Source organism: Streptomyces sp. NPDC048603 (genome assembly GCF_043199475.1).
Classification (GTDB): Bacteria; Actinomycetota; Actinomycetes; order Streptomycetales; family Streptomycetaceae; genus Streptomyces.
Genome location: NZ_JBICVY010000023.1, coordinates 72,274 through 92,436 on the forward strand (window position 1 = coordinate 72,274; position 20,163 = coordinate 92,436).

Here is a 20,163-nt window from a genome sequence, read left to right on the forward strand (position 1 = left end):
CACGACATGACTCACGACATGACTCACGATCTCGACACGGTCCGGCGGCTGCACGTGATGGCGGCCGGGGTGCGCGGCGCGCGCGTCGCCGAACACGTCCTGCCTGCGCCCTTCGAGGAGGTCTGGGAGGCGATGTCGGGCCTGGACTTCCTCCCCGACCTGGAGAGGATCCGGATCCTGCGCACCGACGGGGACCGGATCGAGGCGCTGGCGCGCAGCAAGTACGGTTTCCGCGCGCACCTGCGGGGCTACCGGCGGACCGGCTGGTGCTGGCTGCAGAGCCGGTTCCTGATCGCGGGAATGGCGGCCGCCCCGACGGCCGACGGTGGCGCCACCCGGATCGCCCTGACCGGCGGCGTCCGCATCCCCGCCCGGGCCGCGGTGGTGCCCTTCGGCACCCTCCGCGAGCTGGACGAAGCGGCGCGGCGGCTGTCCTCCCGGGTGGGCGGTTCCTGACGGCGGACCGCCGGTCACCGCGAGCGGCGGGTGGGCGCGGGCCGGCTCAGCCGGCTCCGACGGCTCCGCCGGTTCAGCCCTCGCGGTCGGCCCCGGTCTCCGCCCGGCCTTGGCCCATCAGCGCCTCCAGGCCGTCGAGGATGCGGTCCAGGCCGAAGCGGAACTCGTAGTCCGGGTCCTCGGCTTCGGTGCCACCGCCGCCGTCGAGGAGGCCCGAGTCCAGCAGCCGGGTCACGGCGGGGTGGCGGGTCGGGTCGGTCAGCAGGCGGAGGGTGCTCCGGTAGTGGCCGATGACCTGGTCCGGGGAGAGGCCGTTGCGGACGATGGCCTCGATCATGTCGGCGGTGAGGGTGGCCTGGTTGCGGACGAAGCCGCCGATCAGGATCAGCGTGGAGAGCTTCGCCTTCTCCGGCATTCCGGTGCCGGCCATCGCCGCGAGGCCGCGCTCCATCCACGCCACCTGGTTCGGGGTGGCGGGCGGGCCCGTGATGGGGATGCGCAGCACCCAGGGCGCCGCCATGAGCACGCGGCGCTGGGCGTGCGCCCATTCCGCGAGCAGCTCGCGCCAGCTCCATGCCCCGGCCGTATCCGGGAGTGGCGGTGGGGTGCCGACGCCGGCGTCGGCCATCAGCACGTAGAGCTCGTCCTTGGCGGCGACGTAGCGGTACAGCGACATGGTGGAGGCGCCGAGTTCCTTGGCGACCCGTCCCATGGAGACGGCGTCCACGCCCTCCGCCGCGGCCAGGCCGACGGCCGCGGCGACGATCCGGTCGAGGGTGAGCGCCGGCCGTGGGCCTTTGGAGGGGCGGACGCGCAGGCCCCAGGCCATCTCCAGGCTGGCCGGCAGCCCGGTTCCGGTCTCCGGTTCCGACTCCGCGGACTCCGTCATGTCCCCTGCTCCCTGATTTTTCGGTTGACCACATCCTAGTTCTGGGTATTGCATACGCAGTAGCGCGTATGACGTACGCAGAAAGGCGGTACGACACGTCATGACCATTGAGGCCACCGCCCTCTCCAAGTCCTACGACGGCCACCGCGTCCTCGACGGCATCGACCTCGCCGTCCCGCGCGGCAGCGTCCTCGCCCTGCTCGGCCCCAACGGCGCCGGCAAGACCACCGCCGTCCGCATCCTCGCCACCCTCACCCCCGCCGACTCCGGGACCGCCCGCGTCGCCGGGCACGACATCGCCGCCGACCGGGCCGCCGTACGCCGGCACATCAGCCTCACCGGGCAGTTCGCGGCCGTCGACGAGCTGCAGACCGGCGCCGAGACCCTGCGCATGATGGGCCGCCTGTCGGGACTCCCGCGGCGTGCCGCCCACGCCCGCGCGGAGGAGCTGCTGCACCGGTTCGGCCTCACCGAGGCCGCCCACCGGACCGCGAAGACCTACTCCGGCGGCATGCGGCGCCGCCTCGACCTCGCGGCGAGCCTCGTCACCCGCCCCGAAGTGATCTTCCTGGACGAGCCCACCACCGGACTCGACCCGCGCAGCCGCCGCGAACTGTGGGAGGTCGTACGGGAGCTCCGCGCCGACGGGGTGACGGTCCTGCTCACCACCCAGTACCTGGAGGAGGCCGACCGGCTCGCCGACCGCATCGCCGTCCTGGACTCCGGCCGCGTCGTCGCCGAGGGCACCGCCGCCGAGCTGAAGTCACGGGTGGCGGGCTTCCGCCTGGAGCTGGCGCTCACCTCCCGGGCCGCCTACGAACGGCTGGCCCCGTGGGCGGCCCACCGGGCACCGGAGGAACTCACCCTCGGCGTCCCGACGGACGGCAGCGCGGCCCACGTCCGCTCTCTGCTCGACGAACTCGACCCCGACCGCACCGCCGTCGGCTCCTTCGCCGTCCGCACCGCCACCCTCGACGACGTGTTCCTCGCCCTGACGGGAGCTCCCCGATGACCGCCCTCACCCTGGCCGGCCGCTGCGTACGGATCAGCCGCCGCAACCCGGACGCCCTGGTCACCGCCCTGGCCCTGCCGATCATGCTGATGCTGATCTTCGTGTACTTCTTCGGCGGCGCGATCGACACCGGCACCGCCTACGTCACCTACGTCGTTCCCGGCGCCATGCTGCTCTGCGCCGGCTTCGGCGCGGCCTCCACCGCCGTCAGCGTCACCGAGAACATGAAGAACGGCGTCATCGACCGGTTCCGCGCGCTCGACATCGGCGGCGTCCCGATCCTGGCCGGCCACGTCACCGCCTCCGTGCTGCGCAACCTGCTCTCCACCACCCTGGTGCTCGCCGTCGCCCTCACCATCGGCTTCCGCCCGCAGGCCGGGCCGCTCGGCCACCTCGCCGCCGCCGGAATCCTCGTCTCGTACATCACCGCCATCTCCTGGCTGGCCGCGGCCCTCGGCCTGCTCGCCAAGTCCCCCGAAGCGGCGGGCGGGTTCACCTTCCTGATGATGTTCCTGCCCTATCCGTCGAGCGCGTTCGTGCCGATCCACACCATGCCGACGTGGCTGCACGGCTTCGCCGAGAACCAGCCCCTGACCCCCGTCATCGAGTCCCTGCGCGCCCTGCTGCTCGGGCTGCCCGCCGGTCACACGCCCTGGCTCGCACTCGCCTGGTGCGCCGGCATCACCGCGGCCTCGCTCGTCCTGACGGCCGCACTGTTCCGCCGGCGAACCCGGTGAGACCGGTGAGACCCGTGAGAGCGACGGAGAGGGCGCCTGCGTACCCGGGCACGGACATGGTGCGCGTGCGGGACGCCGGGTCCCGCACGCGCACCGCCCTCACCCACTCCCCTTCCTCTCCCCGTTCTTCTCCCCGTTCCTCTCCCCGTCCGGGGGCGCGCCGGCTCAGCGGGTCAGCGGGTAGGAGTGCCTGCCCGTCGCCTCGTCGATCTCGCCGTGCGCCTTCGAGAGCAGCTGGGACGCGAGGTCCATGAGGGCCCGCGCACCGGAGATCTCCTCACCGACCCGCAGCTGCTCGGGGTCGGAGGGATGGCGCATGGCGTAGCCACGCGCTCTGAGCTCGCCACCGTCGGGGAGCCGGACCATGGCCGCCGCACTGGTGCGGTGGCCTTCCTCGGAGAACTCCATTTCCACGTGCCATCCGGCGAGTGTGGCCATGGTGCATCACCTCCAGGGGCACCCTGCTTCCTTCCAGGGTGCCCCCGCCCTTCCGGGAACGCGACCTCAGAGGGAACCGGCCCTGATCCGGTCGCCGCTACCGCGGGCCGGACGCGAGCTGGCCGAGGTGGGCGAAGGAGTCCGCGAGCTGGCCGGACAGCCGCCGGGCGACGGTGTCCGCGGTGCCCAGGGTCGGGGACGGAGCGACCCGGGCCAGGTCCGTGTCCGGTGCGGCCGCCAGGTACGCCTCGATCATCGCGTGTACGGCGTCCAGGTAGCCGGTCAGGAGCGCGGCCCCGCCGGGGACGGCGAAGGCCGCCGCTTCCGCCTCGGTGTGCCCGTATCCGGTGTCGGCGGGATCGGCGGGCCGGCCGAACCGCCCGGCCCAGCCGCCGGCCAGCCACACCTGCTCGGTGCCCGCCACCTCCGAGAGGTTGCGGTCCTGGCCGCGGGCGACGTGCCAGACCAGCCAGCCCACCCGGTTGCCGCCCGCCGCGACCCGGGCCAGGCCGGTCTCCCCGGTCTCCCCGTTCTCCCCGTTCTCCCCGGCCTCCGCCGCCACTCGCGCGAGCTCCGTACGTACCTGCCGGAACATGGTCAGGGCCAGGCCCTGCCAGCCGTTCTCCACCGCGTCGGTCGTCATGGCGCCCAGTCAACTGCCCCGCATTACCCCGCAGGTAATCGATTTCCCCGGCTCCCCGGAAGAACCTGGATCCATCGAAGCGATCACGTACGCACGAACGGGGACCAAGACATGAACCTGCGCCGGCACACCCGCACCGGACTGCTCGCCGTGGCCACCCTCCTGGCCGGCCTCACCGTCGGCATGCCGGCCACCGCCACCGCCACCGCCGAGGGCGGCGAGTGCGCCGGGGTCCGCGAGAAGGTGGACCGGCTCGAAGGACGGATCACCCCGAACGCCTGCGCCTTCATGGAGCGTCAGATCGCCTTCGGCGAGACCCCGAGCCTCCAGGCCTACCTGGACATCTTCGACCCGGAGGCCAGCCTCTGGGAGGCGGGCGGCCCGGCCCTGCGCGGCCACACCGACATCGGCACCTCGATCACCCGCTCGCTCCGCCTCGCCCCGGACCTCCGCTACCGCGGCACCGACGTGGTCGCCGACGGCGCGGTGATGATGTTCGGCCAGCAGAACACCGTCACCCTCAAGGGCCGGAAGGTCAGCTACCCGCAGATCGCCCGCAACGTCCTCGGCGACGACGGCAAGACCATCCAGGCCCGCCGCTACTACGACCGCTACGAGCTGTTCGAGGTCCTGCCCGAGTCGCAGCGGCCCCGCCCGCTCTTCGCCGGCATCGCCGACCCGGCGGGAACTGCCGGCCGCGGGTCGGCGGCCGGTCACGCTCCCGACCGGTTCCGCGCCCAGGAGATCACCGCCCGCCTCGCCGCCTGGAACAGCGGGGACGCGGCCGCACTGGCCGCCCGTACCGGCAACGCCGGGCTGAACGGGCCCGGTCTGGACCGGCCGCTCACCACACGGGAGGGCAAGACCGCCTACCTCCGGCGGCTGTTCGAGCGCGCCGACGTCGAGTTCAAGGCAGGGCAGGTCGCCTTCGGCCGGACCACGGCCTACGTCGAATGGCACGGCACGATGAAGACCGACCCCAAGGGCCCGGAGATCCCGTTCGGGATCGTCGAGCGCATCGGCCCGAAGGGCGAGTGGGAGCTGTACTTCGACACCCTGCCGGTGATCGCGACCCAGCAGGAGATCGGCGCGCTGTTCCAGGCGCTGATGACCCCGGCCTAGACGGCGGGCCGGCATTCCCGCCCGGTGACGGGCGGATCCGCCGCCACGGCCACGGCGGTCCCGCCCGGCTCGGGGCTCAGCGACCGCCAGATGCTGTCGGGCAGGTGGCGGGCCGCCTCGTCGAGGTCGATGCAGTACGTGTTGGACAGCCAGCGGCGCGCGGCCTCGGTGACCGGCCCCATCACCATGATCTCCACCAGCGGGACCGGCAGCGGGGCGATCTCGCCCTTCGCCATCCGGGCCACCAGCCATTCCAGCATCGGCGCCACCTGCACCAGCTTCGCCGCCTGGATCTCCTCGGCGTGCCCGGCCAGATAGCCGGAGTAGGCGGAGGCGTGCAGGAACAGGGCGGCGTCCCGCTGCTCCCTGGTGAACCGGAAGTACGCGTGGACCAGGGCGCGGACGCCCGTCCGGGCGGTACGGGTGCGCTGCACGGAGACGGTCAGTTCCTCGAAGAGCCGCCCCATGCACCGGATGTAGAGCGCGGCGGCCAGACCGTCGAAGTTGCCGAAGTGGTGGTAGAGGCTGCCGAGGCTGACGCCGCTCTCCTTGGTGACCGCGCTGACGGTGAAGCCCTGCTGGCCCTTCTCGGCGTAGACGCGCAGGGCGGCGGTCAGGAGTTGGTCGATGGTGGCCTCGCCACGCTGCTGCTTCACCATGCCCTGAGCGTAGAGCAGAACGGAATGGGCAGGCTCTAGAAGTATCTTCTAGAAAATCGCTTCAACCCGGCGCCGGAATCCGTCACACTCGTGGCACCGGAACGCGCCGCCCCGGGGGCACAGGGGACCCCCGGGGCGGCGCGAACCGCGCATGCGCCGCTGCTCGGCCCGGCCCGGCGCGCTCGGCATGCTCAGCGCTCGTTGCGCAGCCAGCCCGCGACCTCGGTCGCCCAGTAGGTCAGGATCGTGTCGGCGCCCGCCCGCTTGATGCCGAGCAGGGTCTCCAGGATGGCGCGGTCGCGCTCCACCCAGCCCTTCTCCGCCGCCGCCTCGATCATCGCGTACTCGCCGCTGATCTGGTACGCGGACACCGGCACGTCCACGGCCTGCGAGACCCGGTACAGGATGTCCAGGTAGGGGCCGGCCGGCTTGACCATCACCATGTCGGCGCCCTCCTCCAGGTCGAGCGCCAGCTCCCGCATCGACTCGCGGGCGTTCGCCGGGTCCTGCTGGTACGACTTGCGGTCGCCCTCCAGGGAGGAGGCGACGGCCTCCCGGAACGGCCCGTAGAAGGCTGAGGAGTACTTCGCCGTGTAGGCGAGGATCGACACGTCCTCGTGGCCGGTCTCGTCCAGCGCGTCACGGATGACACCGACCTGACCGTCCATCATGCCGCTGGGCCCGACCACGTGGACGCCCGCGTCGGCCTGCACCTGCGCCATCTCCGCGTACCGCTCCAGCGTGGCGTCGTTGTCGACCCGCCCGTCGGCGTCCAGCACTCCGCAGTGGCCGTGGTCGGTGTACTCGTCGAGGCAGAGATCCGACATGATGACGAGGTCGTCGCCGACCTCGGCCTTCACGTCACGGATGGCGAGCTGGAGGATGCCGTCGGGCTCGGTGCCGGCGGTGCCCAGCGCGTCCTTGTTCTCGTCGGCCGGCACCCCGAAGAGCATGATGCCCGCGACGCCCGCCTCGACCGCCTCCACGGCGGCCTTCCGCAGCGTGTCCCGGGTGTGCTGGACCACGCCCGGCATCGCGGAGATCGCGACCGGCTCGCTGATGCCCTCCCGTACGAACGCCGGAAGGATCAGGTCCGACGGGTGCAGCCGGGTCTCGGCCACCATCCGCCGCATCGCCGGGGTGGTCCGCAGCCGGCGGGGCCGCGAACCGGGGAAGGATCCGTACGCGCTCATCTTCAGTCGCCTCTTCGAGCATCGACAGCAGTCGCCTCAAGCGTAGAGCCCGGCGGGCGCCCGCCCACGCCGGGCCGCACCCCCGCCGGGTCACCGGCCGGCCCGGCCCTCACCCGGCGGATCCGCCGGACGGCTGCCCGCCGGATCCGCCGGAAGGCTGCCGGCTGCGCCGGCCGTCCTCGTTCCGCATCCTCCACCGCCACAACCCGTCGCTGCGGAAGTCGTCCTCGTACTCCGGGCCCAGCGGCCCCACCCGTCCGTACGCTTCCGGCGTCCGCGGGTCGTCGCGCAGGGCGAGGCCGTACGCGCAGTTGAGGCGCACCTGCTGCTCGTCGGCGTCGAGGAGGGCGAACAAGGCCTCGGTGACGGCCGGTGAACGGTCGCGGCCCCTGGCCACCGCGTAGGAGGCCGCGTCCCGCACCTGCAGGTCCGGGTCCCGGAGCAGGGCGGTCACCAGTCCGCGGTCCTCGTCCGTGAGGGCCTCCCCGGAGCCCAGCGCCTCGGCTGCCGCCGCACGCACCTCGGGCACCGGATCGCCCGCGAGGGCGCGCACGGCCGCGGCGGCCCCACCGGTCAACGGCTCGTCGAACAGACGGGGCACCATCCGGCGCACCCGGGGATCGGGATGCCCGGCGTGCAGCAGCCCCAAGGCGTGGGACTCGGGGATGTCATCGAAGGACACGGCGTCGAGCACCGCGGCCAGGACCGCGCCGTCGGTCTCCTCCTCCGCCCAGGCGGCGAGCACCCGGCACCGCTCCCGCTCGTACCAGCGCGGGTGCTGCGAGTACATGCCGTGGAGCAGCGCCCCGAAGCGCAGGAAGTCGGCCACGAACGCGCGGTGCACGGGCGAGGGGTGCCGGTGGAACGCCACCACCTGCAACCACGTCTCGGCGCTCAGCCGGCCGGCCAGGTTCCAGCAGGACGCGGACCAGTCGACGTGGTCGGCGTCGGCGACCCGGGCCGCCCGGCCCATCAGTTCCTCCACCGGCGCCGGCATCCCGAAGGCCCACTCCAGGGTGGTGAGGACCGCGCCGTGCCCCGCCCGTACGGTCCGCCCGCCGAGCGTGACCTCCTCGACCCGGAACTCCTCTTCCGGGACCGACACGGTCCGTGCCGGCCCCTGCTCCCCGGTCCGGCGGCGGAGTTCCGCCTCCGCGCCCGTCCGGTACCAGCGCCGGGCCGCGGCGAGCAGCCGTTCGCGCTGCACCTGCGACAGCCTCAGGGCAACATCGCCCCGGATAGCCCCGACGACGGCCGGGGAGCCGCCCTCCACGGCCCGCAGCAGCGGGGTCGTGCCGTCCGGGAGCTCCCGGTCCGGGTCCGCGCCGCCCTGCACCAGGACCTCGGCGACCTCGTGGGCGAAGGCGGCCACCGCCGTGCACAGCACCGGCAGCCCGTCGGTGTCCGTCGTGTCCGGGTCCGCCCCCGCTTCCAGCAGGGCCCGAACGGCATCGGCGTCCCCCGCCCGCACCGCCGCCACCAGCCGGCCGTCGTACTGCTCCGGCCCGTGCCGCTCCGTCTCCGGCCGCTCCGTCATCCGCCGTCCCCCTCCCGGTCCGGGCGTGATCCTCACCGGAAGGGAGGGCGGGCGCAATCGGATTCCCGCCGGGAGCGGGGGGCGCTCAGCCGACCTGGGTGTAGGACGGCCAGGCGTCGCCGTAGGTGTTCCAGCCCTTGCCGAGGCTCTGGCGGGCGGCGAAGGCGGCGCTGCCGGAGCCGCCGGTGCCCCGGTAGACCCACATGGTGCCGCTGCTGTCACGGGCGACGAGGTCGGCCCGGCCGTCGCCGTTCTGGTCGCCCGTCACCGCGATGGCGTTGTAGCCGTTCCAGCCACCCCCGACGAGCTGCCGTGCGCCGAACGGCTGGGCGGCGCTGCCCGTGCCCGGGTACAGGTGGAGGTTGCCGCTGCCGTCCCTGGAGACCAGGTCGGGACGGCCGTCGCCGGTGATGTCACCGCCGCCGGCCACGGCCGTGTACGTGCCCCAGCCGGTACCGACGGCGGTCGGGGCGTTGAAGCCCAGGCCGTCGCCGCGGCCCGCGCGCAGCCACAGCTTGCCGGAGGTGTCGCGGGTCAGCAGATCGCCCTTGCCGTCGCCGGTGAGGTCACCGGGGCCGACGACCAGGTTGGTGGCGGAGAAGTCCCCAGGGACGTTCGTCTTCCTGGTGACGTGCGTCAAGGTGCCGTTCCGGAAGGCGTAAGCGGTGGCTTGGCCCGTGGCGTCCACTCCGGTCGCCACGACCAGGCGGGCATCCCGCGGGAAGGGAATCGGTTCCGTCCCGCCCCCGTACCCGTAGGTGCCCCAGAAGCCGTCGGAGCGGTTGTAGTGGCTCCAGAGCCGGCCCTCGGCGTCGACGCCGGTGATACCGGCCTTGCCGTAGACGGGGGTGGTGCCCTGGCCGACCACCAGGTCCGCGTCCCACCAGTTCTCGTGCCACTCCTCGCGCGGGAAGAAAACGCCATAACCCTTGGAGCCGTACTCGTACGGGCGGGCGGTGCGGGCGTCGATGCCCACGATGTCGTCCTGGGCGCCCCTCCAGTCCCGGTTCCCCTCAGCGAAGATCTTGCTGTAGATGTTCCAGCCGCCGCCGACGAGCTTTCGGGTCTTGAAGGGGGCGGCGGCCGAACCGGTGCCCTGGTAGTAGTACAACTTGCCGTCCCTGCTGCGGGCCAGCAGGTCGCCCTTGCCGTCCCGGTCCAGGTCACCGGCACCGAGCAGCTGGTCGTAGATCTGCCAGCCGGGGCCGATCCGTACCCGGCCGGCGAAAGGCTCGCCGGTCGCCGAGCCGGTGGCCCGGTAGAGGTAGAGGTCGCCGGAGAAGGTGCGGGCGACCACGTCGGGACGGCCGTCCCCGGTCAGGTCCGTTGTAGCGGTGACCCGGTTGTAGATCTGCCAGCCGCTGCCCGTCCAGGACGGGGCCTGGGTGCCGGTGGTGGTCGCGGTGTGCAGGGACAGCCGGCCGTCGTGGGAGAGCTGGAGCCACTCGGGCCGCCAGTCACCGCGCACGTGGCCCAGCGGAATGACGTCCTTGGGGCGGGTCTGGGGCTCCCCGTGGAAGCGGTAGTCCTGCCAGGCGAGCGTCTTGTTCGACCACCAGGTGGAGGAGCCGTTGTGGCTCCGCCGGAAGTAGTCGGGCGAGTCGTCCCCGTCGACGTCGGCGCGCGGCTTGGCGGGGGCGGGCGCGGCGGTGGCCGGGACGGCGGTGACCGTGGCGAGGCCGGTGACGGACAGGGCGAAGGCGGCGGCGCAGACCGCGAGCCGGCTCAGGGGCCGACGACGCGCAGACGAGAACAAGGACGTCCCTCGGATCGTGTGCTGATGGGATGACGAGCATTCGGGACAGTACTGAGGTGCCCGCCGAGACAGAAGTGGTGCGCCGTACAACCTTTTCCCGACCGGGCGAAGCGCTCCGCTCAGCCGCTCCGAGTCACTCCCCGGCACGCGGAAGGGGCCCGGGTGCATGCGCACCCGGGCCCCTTCCCCGTCCTGTCGGCCGACCGGCCTAACCCGCTCACGTCGTACGACGCCTGCGCGCGCCCGGGCGGCGCTCGCTCGGGCGGGCCGGCGTCTCGCCGGCCGCCTTCGCCGCATCACGGCGGGCCGCGCCGTACTCGGCGAGGGCCTCCGCCAGCTTCGAGACCGAGGGCTCCGGCGAGAGGACGTCCACCCGCAGGCCGTGCTCCTCCGCCGTCTTCGCGGTCGCCGGGCCGATACACGCGATCACCGTCACGTTGTGCGGCTTGCCCGCGATGCCGACCAGGTTCCGCACCGTCGAGGAGGACGTGAAGAGAACGGCGTCGAAGCCGCCGCCCTTGATCGCCTCACGGGTGTCCGCCGGCGGCGGCGAGGCCCGCACGGTCCGGTAGGCCGTGACGTCGTCGACCTCCCAGCCCAGCTCTATCAGGCCCGCGACCAGGGTCTCCGTCGCGATGTCGGCACGCGGCAGGAAGACGCGGTCGATCGGGTCGAAGACGGGGTCGTACGGCGGCCAGTCCTCCAGCAGCCCGGCCGCGGACTGCTCACCGCTCGGCACCAGGTCCGGCTTCACACCGAACTCCACCAGCGCCGCCGCGGTCTGCTCGCCGACCGCCGCGACCTTGATGCCCGCGAAGGCACGCGCGTCGAGCCCGTACTCCTCGAACTTCTCCCGCACCGCCTTGACCGCGTTGACCGAGGTGAAGGCGATCCACTCGTACCGGCCCGTCACCAGGCCCTTCACCGCGCGCTCCATCTGCTGCGGGGTGCGCGGCGGCTCCACGGCGATGGTCGGCACCTCGTGCGGCACCGCGCCGTAGGAACGCAGCTGGTCGGAGAGCGAGGCGGCCTGCTCCTTGGTCCGCGGCACCAGTACCCGCCAGCCGAACAGCGGCTTCGACTCGAACCACGACAGGTCCTCGCGGCGCTCGGCCGCACCGTGCTCACCGACCACGGCTATCACCGGCCGGGCGCCCTCGGGCGACGGGAGCACCTTGCCCTGCTTGAACACCTGCGCGATGGTCCCGAGCGTGGCGCTCCAGGTCCGCTGCCGGGTCGTCGTGCCGGCCACGGTCACCGTGAGCGGGGTGTCGGGCTTCCGCCCGGACGAAACCAGCTCCGCGGCGGCCGCCGCCACCGTCTCCAGGGTCGCCGACACCACCAGGGTGCCGTCGCTGCTGCCCGCCTCGATCCAGCACCGGGCGGTGGCCGTGCGCGCGTCCACGAACCGGACGTCCGCACCGGCCTTGTCGCGCAGCGGCACACCGGCGTACGCCGGGACACCGACCGCCGTCGCGACACCGGGCACCACCTCGAAGGGGATGCCCTCGCCCGCGCAGGCGAGCATCTCGTCGGTGGCGCTGCCGTCCAGGCCGGGGTCGCCCGTCACGGCACGGACGACCCGCCTGCCGGAGCGCGCGGCCTCCATGACAAGATTGGCCGCGTCCCGGATCACCGGGACCCCGGCGGCTGCTGACGCCTCGTCAGCCACCGTCAGCTGCGGCGTGTCCACGCCCGCTCGCGCATGCGTCCGTACGACCTCGAGCACCTCGGGCTCCGCGATCAGTACGTCCGCGGCGGCCAGGGCCTCGACGGCTCGCAGCGTGAGCAGACCCGGGTCGCCGGGGCCGGCACCGAGGAAGGTGACGTGTCCGTGGGCGGCAACAGCCGGAAACGGGGAAGGGCTGGGACTTGAGGGGTTCAAAGCGATCGCTCCCCCATCAGACCGGCCGCGCCCCTGGCCAGCATCTCGTCCGCGAGTTCGCGGCCGAGCGCCATCGCCTCGTCGTACGACTGGGGCACGGGACCGGTGGTGGACAGCTGCACCAGCGTCGAGCCGTCGAGGGTTCCGACGACGCCGCGCAGGCGCATTTCGTTGACAACCTCCCCGTCGGCCAGAAGGTCGGCGAACGCGCCCACGGGTGCGCTGCAGCCGGCCTCGAGGGCGGCGAGAAGGGACCGCTCGGCGGTCACGGCGGCCCGGGTGTGCGGGTCGTCGAGCTTGCCGAGGGAAGCGATGAGCTCCGCGTCGGACGCGAGGCATTCGACCGCCAGCGCACCCTGACCGGGAGCGGGCAGCACATGGTCGACGGAGAGGAAGTCGGTCGCCTCGTCCGCGCGCCCGATCCGGTTCAGACCGGCGGCGGCCAGGACGACGGCATCCAGCTCACCGTCGTGCACGAAACCGATACGGGTGTCTACGTTGCCCCGGATCGGCACGGTTTCGATGGTCTTGCCGAGGCTGCGGGCGTAGGCGTTCAGCTGCGCCATGCGGCGCGGCGAACCGGTACCGACCCGGGCCCCGTCGGGCAGCTGCTCGAAGGTCAGACCGTCCCGGGCCACCAGGGCGTCCCGGGCGTCCTCGCGCGGCGGCATGGCCGCGATCACGAGCTCCTCGGGCTGGGCGGTCGGCAGGTCCTTGAGCGAGTGCACGGCGAAGTCGACCTCACCGCGCAGCAGCGCGTCGCGCAGCGCCGTCACGAAGACACCCGTGCCGCCGATCTGCGCGAGGTGCTCGCGCGAGACGTCGCCGTACGTGGTGATCTCCACGAGCTCCACCGGGCGGCCGGTGATCTCGCGTACGGCCTCGGCGACGTGCCCGGACTGGGACATGGCCAGCTTGCTTCGCCGCGTGCCGAGCCGGAGCGGCTGGTCGAGACGTGTGTTCATGATGCCCGTCCTGAGTCATCGGTCTGGTCGGCCCGGCTGACGGAGGCAACCGTCTGCGGGTCGAGGTCGAAGAGTTCGCGCAGCGCGTCCGCGTAGCCGGCACCGCCGGGTTCGCTGGCGAGCTGTTTCACGCGCACGGTGGGCGCGTGCAGCAGCTTGTCGACGACCCGTCGTACGGTCTGGGTCATCTCGGCACGCTGCCGGTCGTCCAGTTCGGGGAGCCGGCCGTTGAGCCGTGCCACCTCGGCGGTGACGACCTCGGCGGCCATCGCCCGCAGTGCGACCACTGTGGGCGTGATGTGCGCGGCCCGCTGTGCGGCGCCGAAAGCCGCCACCTCATCCGCCACGATCCCACGCACGGCGTCCACATCGGCAGCCATCGGCGCGTCCGCGCTGGCTTCCGCCAGGCTCTCGATGTCCACCAGGCGCACCCCGGGGATCCGGTGCACCGCGGCGTCGATGTCCCTGGGCATGGCGAGGTCGAGCAGCGCCAGCCGCACCGGAACGACCGCCGTGGCGGTGGCCCGCCCGGCCCGCTTGGGCTGCCGCAGGGCAACGGCCTCGCCCTGGTCGGCCCAGGCTCCGTGCAGCTCCAGCGAGCTCGCGTCCACCCCGGTGAGCGCGGCCCGCCCGGCGGCGGGCGCGTCCAGTCCGACGGGACACCCGTCCGGCTCCTCCACGGGCACGAGCGTCCGAGCGGCCCCGCCGTCGGCGATCCGCCCGAGCGTCTCCGCGGCCCGCACGAGCCGCGCGATGACCTCCCGGTCCGCGACCGACCCGTCGGCGGCCAGGGCCGCAGCCACACCGTCCAGCCCCGCCGGCGTTTGAGGCGCGGGGTCGGGGGCGGAGCCCCAGGGGGTCTGGGGCGCAGCCCCGGTTTCGGGATGGGGGTGCCCCCCGCGGAGCGAGGGGGAGGGCGGGGAGGGGAAATCGCCGCCCGCAGGGCCCACCGCAGCCTGCACGTCGTCAGCGCCCAGCACCAGTCCGGTCGCACCCGTGCAGGACACCGCCACATCGGCCCGCGTCAGCTCATCGGCGACCTCGCCCATCGCCACGACCCGCGCCGAAGCCCCCGACTCCGCGAGGATCTCGACCAGCCGCTCGGCCCGCGCCGGCGTCCGGTTCGCCACCACGATCTCCGCCACGCCGACCCGCGCCAGCGTCGCCGCCGCCAGCGAGGACATCGACCCGGCGCCGATGACCAGCGCCCGCTTGCCCGCGGCCCACTTCTCCACCGGCTCCCCGCCGGGCAGCGCCAGCTGCTCCAGGCCGAAGGTCACCAGCGACTGCCCGGCCCGGTCGATACCGGTCTCGCTGTGCGCCCGCTTGCCGACCCGCAGCGCCTGCTGGAACAGGTCGTTCGTCAGGCGCCCGGCGGTGTGCAGCTCCTGCGACAGCGCCAGCGCGTCCTTGATCTGGCCGAGGATCTGGCCCTCGCCCACCACCATCGAGTCCAGCCCGCACGCCACCGAGAACAGGTGGTGCACGGCACGGTCCTCGTAGTGCACGTACAGGTACGGGGTGAGCTCCTCCAGCGCCACCCCGCTGTGCTGCGCGAGCAGCGTCGACAGCTCGGCCACACCGGCGTGGAACTTGTCCACGTCCGCGTACAGCTCGATCCGGTTGCAGGTGGCGAGCACCGCCGCCTCGGTCACCGGTTCCGCCGCCAGCGTGTCGTGCAGCAGCTTCACCTTGGCGTCCGCGGTCAGCGCGGCACGCTCCAGCACGCTCACGGGCGCGCTGCGGTGGCTCAGTCCCACTACGAGCAGGCTCATGCCGGCATCACCGCCGGGACGTCGCCCTCGGGGCCGCCCTTGCGCGGCACGGCGGCACCGCGTGCCGCCGGCGGGACGGGCGCGCCGGCGCCGGGCGCACCCGCGGAACCTGTGGTGCCGGTGGCACCCGTCGTGCCCGCGGCGTCGTCACCGGAGGCCGGTCCGCCGGCCGCAGGGCCGCCGCCCGCCGCTTCCTCCCCGGCCTTCCGCTGCTCGTGGAACGCCAGGATCTGCAGCTCGATCGACAGGTCGACCTTCCGCACGTCCACGCCCTCCGGCACGGACAGCACGGTCGGCGCGAAGTTCAGGATGGAGGTGACGCCGGCGGCGACCAGGCGGTCGCACACCTGCTGTGCGGCACCCGCCGGCGTCGCGATGACACCGATCGAGACGCCGTTGTCCTCGATGATCTTCTCCAGCTCATCGGTGTGCTGGACGGGCATGCCGGCCACCGGCTTCCCGGCCATCGCCGGGTCGGCGTCGATCAGTGCCGCGACGCGGAAGCCGCGGGAGGCGAAGCCGCCGTAGTTGGCAAGGGCCGCGCCGAGGTTACCGATGCCGACGATGACGACCGGCCAGTCCTGGGTCAGGCCCAGTTCGCGGGAGATCTGGTAGACGAGGTACTCGACGTCGTAGCCGACGCCTCGGGTGCCGTAGGAACCGAGGTACGAGAAGTCCTTGCGCAGCTTCGCGGAGTTGACCCCGGCGGCGGCGGCGAGCTCCTCCGAGGACACCGTGGGCACCGATCGCTCGGAGAGCGCGGTGAGAGCCCGCAGGTACAGCGGGAGCCTGGCGACGGTGGCCTCGGGGATGCCTCGGCTGCGGGTCGCCGGTCGGTGATTTCGGCCAGTTGCCACGATGCTCCTGCGGGATGAGCGGGGCTGCAGGCGGCACCTTGTCCCAGGACCGCCCCGTCGGAAGCAGGCTATGTCTTTGTGAACGCGTGCACAAAGATTGTGTCCGCTTTGTCCGAGCAAAGTGATCGGGGTCACGCGGTCCGGGCACGGAAGGGCGGAACCGGGCACACGCCGAACCCGTTCAAAACCCGAAGGGGGCAAAACCGCACACTCCACTCAACGCTATGCCCCCGAGTCCCCATAAATCGCCCATGAATGGTAACCGGCACCGGGGGCCCGCCGGGCTCAGCCGCCCAGCGCCCGCCGCAGCCGGTCCGGGTTCACCCGCCAGAAGGTGTGCTGTTCGCCGTCCACCAGCACCACCGGGATCTGCTCCCAGTACAGCCGGTAGAGCTCTTCATCCTGCGAAATATCCTTTTTCTCCCACTGTGCACCCGTTTCGGCGCACACTTTCTCGATCACCTCCTGGGCGTCGTCACAGAGGTGACAGCCCGGCTTCCCGATGAGCGTGACCATCCGCTCACCGGGACTCTTCTTTTCCTTGCGACGCAGCAAAGGGCTCATGACCCCATTCTCCCGCGCCGTTCCGCGGCGACGGCGGCACCAGGACGCCCGGACCCGCCCGCGAACCATCCGCGAACCACCCGCGAACCCGACCGCGAACCCGACCGAACTGTTCACACACCTGTTTCCCCGCGGTTCGGGCGGGACCGAACACAGTGGCTATGCTCGCGTCATGGCCGCTCTCGGATGGCTCACCCCTCGCAGGCGTCCCGCGACCGCGCGCAGCGTGCTCGCGGGCGAAGCCTCGGCCGAGGCCGCCCGGAAGACCGCGCAGGCCGCGGAACCGGAGGCCGCCGCGGAACCGGCCGCCGAGGCCCTACCGGAGGACTTCCCGGTCCCCGGCGACGACCGCGCCGCCGCCTTCTTCGACCTCGACAACACCGTCATGCAGGGCGCCGCGATCTTCCACTTCGGCCGCGGCCTCTACAAGAGGGAGTTCTTCCAGCGCCGCGAGCTCGCCCGGTTCGCCTGGCAGCAGGCCTGGTTCCGGCTGGCCGGGGTCGAGGACCCCGAGCACATGCAGGACGCCCGCGACAGCGCCCTCTCCATCGTCAAGGGTCACCAGGTCTCGGACCTGATGGAGATCGGCGAGGAGATCTACGACGAGTACATGGCCGAGCGCATCTGGCCGGGCACCCGCGCACTGGCCCAGGCCCACCTGGACGCCGGCCAGAAGGTCTGGCTGGTCACCGCCGCCCCGGTGGAGACCGCCACGATCATCGCCCGCAGGCTCGGCCTGACCGGGGCCCTGGGCACCGTCGCCGAGTCCGTCGACGGGGTCTACACCGGCCGCCTGGTCGGCGAGCCGCTGCACGGCCCGGCCAAGGCGGAGGCGGTGCGCGCGCTGGCCGCCGCCGAGGGCCTGGACCTCGCCCGCTGCGCGGCGTACAGCGATTCGCACAACGACATTCCGATGCTGTCGCTGGTCGGGCATCCGTACGCGATCAATCCCGACACAAAACTGCGCAAGCATGCCCGGGCGAACGACTGGCGCCTGCGCGACTATCGGACCGGTCGCAAGGCCGTGAAGGTCGGCGTCCCGGCCGCCGCCGGAGTCGGCGCCCTCGCGGGCGGCGCGGCCGCCGCGATCGCGCTGCACCGCCGCCGCCGGTAGCGACGGGGCATTCCCGCAGCCCTACCCGCCCCCGCCGGGCGGCACTCCGGCATGCCCGACTCGGCCACAACAGGCCTTGGAAGCATCCATTCCGGGTGCGATTTCGATCACCAATCGATCACCGTCTGCGACCGAATATGCCCTCGACACGCAACAGAAGTGTCGGAAGCGATTGTTTTCGCAACTGGGTGTAGTGCTGCCTGTACGAAGCGTTATTCTCCTCAGACGCATGCCACCGCCCATCTGTCGCCACGACGGGTGAACGGTCCCGCACTGCACGTGATGGAAGCTCTGCCTCTGGGAGTCCCGTGTACCCACCTGTCGGGGTTGACGCCTCGGGCCTGGCTACGCTGCGCGCAACGGTCCTCGACCACCTGCGCCGGTTCGTCCCCACCGCGTACCCGGTCCCCGCCTTCGCCACCGCGGTCCCCGCCGGCCTCGGCCCGGCCGGACCCTGCTATGCCCTGACGGACGGCGGGGCGACGGTCGGCAGACGCGGTCGTACGAGCACCACCGCGAGCACCGCCGGGGGCACGGGCACCCAGGCGGCCCGCCGTCCCACCGCGGACAGCGACAGCGCGCGCATGATGGACCTGGTCGAACGCGCCCAGGCCGGCGAGGCCGAGGCCTTCGGCCGGCTCTACGACCAGTACAGCGACACGGTGTACCGCTACATCTACTACCGGGTCGGCGGCAAGGCGACGGCGGAGGACCTCACCAGCGAGACCTTCCTGCGCGCCCTGCGCCGCATCTCCACCTTCACCTGGCAGGGCCGCGACTTCGGCGCCTGGCTGGTCACGATCGCGCGGAACCTGGTCGCGGACCACTTCAAGTCCAGCCGCTTCCGCCTCGAAGTGACCACCGGCGAAATGCTGGACGCGAACGAGGTGGAACGGTCCCCCGAGGACTCCGTCCTCGAATCCCTCTCCAACGCGGCCCTGCTGGAGGCCGTACGGAAACTCAACCCCCAGCAGCAGGAATGCGTGACCCTGCGCTTCCTGCAGGGCCTCTCGGTCGCCGAGACGGCCCGGGTGATGGGGAAGAACGAGGGAGCCATCAAGACCCTCCAGTACCGGGCGGTCCGGACCCTGGCCCGGCTCCTTCCGGACGACGCCCGCTGAGTCCCGTCATGCGGCTGTGGTCCGATCATCCTTCGTCCGTAACCCAAGTGCCGCGCCGCTCGTTGTGCGGAATGCAGGCTCCCTGTGGACACGCCATGCCCGAAGCCGCTCACTCGAAAGGGTGGATGCGCTCAAGGCAGGCAACCTTCCGGACAACCTGGGGAGTCGATCGTCATGACGAGAGGAGGTGCCGCCAGTGATCGCGAACGTTTCTCCCCACCGGCGGGCGAACGCCTTCGCCCAGGCCCTGGAGGATCGGACCGAGTCCGACCTTTCGGATCCCGAGCCGGCGGCAGAGCAGTCCGAGGCACCTGCCGAACCTGCCGAGCACGACCGGCTGTTGGCCCTGGCGAGTGTGCTCGGCGATATGCCGCGCCCGCAGATGGACGCCGACGTCAAAGTGGTGCAGCGAGCCCAGCTCGTGGCCGCCATGGAGGCCATGGTGATGGAAGAGAGGGCCGGGGGCGGAGCCGCCTCGGACCCTCAGGTGCCCGAGCAGCGGACCGTGCGGGGCGCCCACCGGGCGACCCCGCTCCGGAAATTGCGACCCCGCTCCCGCTGGTCCAAGGGCATCGCAGCGGGCGGCCTCACCGTCGGTGTGGCCGCGGGCGCTTTCGGCGGAGTGGCCGCTGCCAGTTCCAACGCCCTGCCGGGTGACTCCCTCTACCCCGTGAAACTGGGTATGGAGGACCTCAAGCTCGGCATGGCCGACGACGACGCCGACAAGGGCCGGCTCTACCTCGACCAGGCCTCCACCCGGCTCTCCGAAGCCCGGCGGCTGATGGAGCGCGGCAGGTCCGGCACCCTGGACCACGAGTCGCTCGGCGAGATCCGGCGCGCCCTGGCCGGCGTCAAGCACGACGCGGCGGAGGCCCACCGGCTGCTCCAGTCCGCCTACGAACGGAACGGCGAGATCGGGCCCATCCAGGACCTGAGCTCCTTCTCCCGCTCGCACCGGGAAGGCTGGACCAGACTCCGGTCGAACCTCCCGCCCCAGCTCACCGACGTGGGCGACGAGGTCTCCACGGTCTTCCAGGCCATAGAGGACGACGTGGAACCGCTGCAGAGCCTGCTCCCGAAGCCTCCCGAGCAGCCCCGCGGCGGCTCCGCACCGTCCGGCAGCCAGACCACGCCCGGCCACAGCCCCGGCCGTACGCCCTCCGGCGCGCCCGCGGCAAAGCCAGGCGGCGGCACCCCGGCACCGGCGGCCCCCTCGGCCGGCCAGTCCCAGGGATCGAAGCCCGGTCTGCTGCCCGGCACCGGCGACCTGCTCAAGCCGCCCGCGGAGCAGACCAGCCCGAGCCCGGCCGCGCCCTCCCCGGAGGCGACGCCGGACATCACCCTCCCACCGCTGATCCCCGGCCTGCTCCCTGGCCTGGGCATCAGCCAGGAGGACGCGGGCTGACCGGGTCGGTGGGGCGGACCGCCTTGGGCGGTCCG

The 20,163-nt window shown here is 72.6% G+C and carries 19 protein-coding genes; 7 read left to right on the top strand and 12 right to left on the bottom strand.

Annotated features, from left to right (window positions below; translation table 11 throughout):
* The first annotated feature begins 18 nt into the window (after window positions 1-18).
* A complete protein-coding gene (locus ACGFQ9_RS36855; RefSeq protein WP_393580131.1) occupies window positions 19-456 on the top strand; it encodes a hypothetical protein in 438 nt (145 codons plus the stop codon).
* Window positions 457-529: 73 nt separating this feature from the next.
* On the opposite strand, the gene ACGFQ9_RS36860 is transcribed toward ACGFQ9_RS36855, so the two are convergent.
* A complete protein-coding gene (locus ACGFQ9_RS36860; RefSeq protein ID WP_393580132.1) occupies window positions 530-1,345 on the bottom strand; it encodes a TetR/AcrR family transcriptional regulator in 816 nt (271 codons plus the stop codon).
* A gap of 100 nt (window positions 1,346-1,445) precedes the next feature.
* Between ACGFQ9_RS36860 and ACGFQ9_RS36865 the strand changes: the two genes are divergently transcribed.
* Window positions 1,446-2,357, top strand: a complete 912-nt coding sequence (locus tag ACGFQ9_RS36865; RefSeq protein WP_393580134.1) for an ABC transporter ATP-binding protein — start codon at window positions 1,446-1,448, stop codon at window positions 2,355-2,357.
* Window positions 2,354-3,094 (top strand): ABC transporter permease, encoded by a 741-nt coding sequence (locus ACGFQ9_RS36870; RefSeq protein WP_393580135.1) that lies wholly within the window; start codon window positions 2,354-2,356, stop codon window positions 3,092-3,094. The genes ACGFQ9_RS36865 and ACGFQ9_RS36870 overlap by 4 nt, the downstream gene beginning before the upstream one ends.
* Before the next feature lie 165 nt (window positions 3,095-3,259).
* Here the strand turns inward: ACGFQ9_RS36870 and ACGFQ9_RS36875 are convergent, their stop codons facing one another.
* Both ACGFQ9_RS36875 and ACGFQ9_RS36880 read right to left on the bottom strand, forming a co-directional pair.
* On the bottom strand, window positions 3,260-3,532 hold the full coding sequence (locus tag ACGFQ9_RS36875) for a DUF1876 domain-containing protein (RefSeq protein ID WP_393580137.1): 273 nt from the start codon (window positions 3,530-3,532) through the stop codon (window positions 3,260-3,262).
* Window positions 3,533-3,629: 97 nt separating this feature from the next.
* Window positions 3,630-4,175 carry a DinB family protein gene (locus ACGFQ9_RS36880; RefSeq protein ID WP_393580138.1) on the bottom strand — a complete coding sequence of 182 codons (546 nt, stop codon included), beginning with the start codon at window positions 4,173-4,175 and terminating at the stop codon, window positions 3,630-3,632.
* Between the two features lie 111 nt (window positions 4,176-4,286).
* Between ACGFQ9_RS36880 and ACGFQ9_RS36885 the strand changes: the two genes are divergently transcribed.
* The gene (locus tag ACGFQ9_RS36885) at window positions 4,287-5,297 is read left to right on the top strand and encodes a hypothetical protein (protein WP_393580140.1); all 1,011 of its coding nucleotides are present in this window, start codon (window positions 4,287-4,289) and stop codon (window positions 5,295-5,297) included.
* On the opposite strand, the gene ACGFQ9_RS36890 is transcribed toward ACGFQ9_RS36885, so the two are convergent.
* From ACGFQ9_RS36890 to ACGFQ9_RS36930, 9 genes are all read right to left on the bottom strand, one after another.
* Complete coding sequence (locus ACGFQ9_RS36890; protein WP_393580141.1) at window positions 5,294-5,956, bottom strand: TetR/AcrR family transcriptional regulator; 663 nt, start codon at window positions 5,954-5,956, stop codon at window positions 5,294-5,296. The two genes, ACGFQ9_RS36885 and ACGFQ9_RS36890, sit on opposite strands and share 4 nt — an antisense overlap.
* A 191-nt stretch (window positions 5,957-6,147) precedes the next feature.
* Entirely contained in the window at window positions 6,148-7,149 is a 1,002-nt protein-coding gene (hemB, locus tag ACGFQ9_RS36895) for a porphobilinogen synthase (protein WP_393580143.1), read from the bottom strand.
* A gap of 109 nt (window positions 7,150-7,258) precedes the next feature.
* Complete coding sequence (locus ACGFQ9_RS36900) at window positions 7,259-8,686, bottom strand: ankyrin repeat domain-containing protein (RefSeq protein ID WP_393580144.1); 1,428 nt, start codon at window positions 8,684-8,686, stop codon at window positions 7,259-7,261.
* Window positions 8,687-8,771: 85 nt separating this feature from the next.
* Window positions 8,772-10,442: an FG-GAP repeat domain-containing protein gene (locus ACGFQ9_RS36905; protein ID WP_393580146.1), complete on the bottom strand. Its 1,671-nt coding sequence runs from the start codon at window positions 10,440-10,442 to the stop codon at window positions 8,772-8,774.
* A gap of 217 nt (window positions 10,443-10,659) precedes the next feature.
* Window positions 10,660-12,327, bottom strand: a complete 1,668-nt coding sequence (locus tag ACGFQ9_RS36910) for a uroporphyrinogen-III synthase (RefSeq protein WP_393580147.1) — start codon at window positions 12,325-12,327, stop codon at window positions 10,660-10,662.
* The gene (gene hemC / locus ACGFQ9_RS36915) at window positions 12,324-13,292 is read right to left on the bottom strand and encodes a hydroxymethylbilane synthase (RefSeq protein ID WP_393580149.1); all 969 of its coding nucleotides are present in this window, start codon (window positions 13,290-13,292) and stop codon (window positions 12,324-12,326) included. The genes ACGFQ9_RS36910 and hemC overlap by 4 nt, the downstream gene beginning before the upstream one ends.
* Window positions 13,289-15,067 (bottom strand): glutamyl-tRNA reductase, encoded by a 1,779-nt coding sequence (locus tag ACGFQ9_RS36920; RefSeq protein WP_393580150.1) that lies wholly within the window; start codon window positions 15,065-15,067, stop codon window positions 13,289-13,291. Before ACGFQ9_RS36920 ends, hemC begins: the two co-directional genes overlap by 4 nt.
* The gene (locus ACGFQ9_RS36925) at window positions 15,064-15,924 is read right to left on the bottom strand and encodes a redox-sensing transcriptional repressor Rex (RefSeq protein WP_393580151.1); all 861 of its coding nucleotides are present in this window, start codon (window positions 15,922-15,924) and stop codon (window positions 15,064-15,066) included. Before ACGFQ9_RS36925 ends, ACGFQ9_RS36920 begins: the two co-directional genes overlap by 4 nt.
* A 285-nt stretch (window positions 15,925-16,209) precedes the next feature.
* Complete coding sequence (locus ACGFQ9_RS36930; RefSeq protein ID WP_393580152.1) at window positions 16,210-16,488, bottom strand: glutaredoxin family protein; 279 nt, start codon at window positions 16,486-16,488, stop codon at window positions 16,210-16,212.
* 172 nt (window positions 16,489-16,660) lie between these two features.
* Between ACGFQ9_RS36930 and ACGFQ9_RS36935 the strand changes: the two genes are divergently transcribed.
* From ACGFQ9_RS36935 to ACGFQ9_RS36945, 3 genes are all read left to right on the top strand, one after another.
* On the top strand, window positions 16,661-17,602 hold the full coding sequence (locus ACGFQ9_RS36935; protein WP_393580153.1) for an HAD family hydrolase: 942 nt from the start codon (window positions 16,661-16,663) through the stop codon (window positions 17,600-17,602).
* Window positions 17,603-17,910: 308 nt separating this feature from the next.
* Window positions 17,911-18,723, top strand: coding sequence for an ECF subfamily RNA polymerase sigma factor, BldN family (locus ACGFQ9_RS36940; protein WP_393580154.1), 813 nt, complete (start codon window positions 17,911-17,913; stop codon window positions 18,721-18,723).
* Between the two features lie 196 nt (window positions 18,724-18,919).
* Window positions 18,920-20,128: a DUF5667 domain-containing protein gene (locus tag ACGFQ9_RS36945; RefSeq protein ID WP_393580156.1), complete on the top strand. Its 1,209-nt coding sequence runs from the start codon at window positions 18,920-18,922 to the stop codon at window positions 20,126-20,128.
* Window positions 20,129-20,163: the final 35 nt, after the last annotated feature.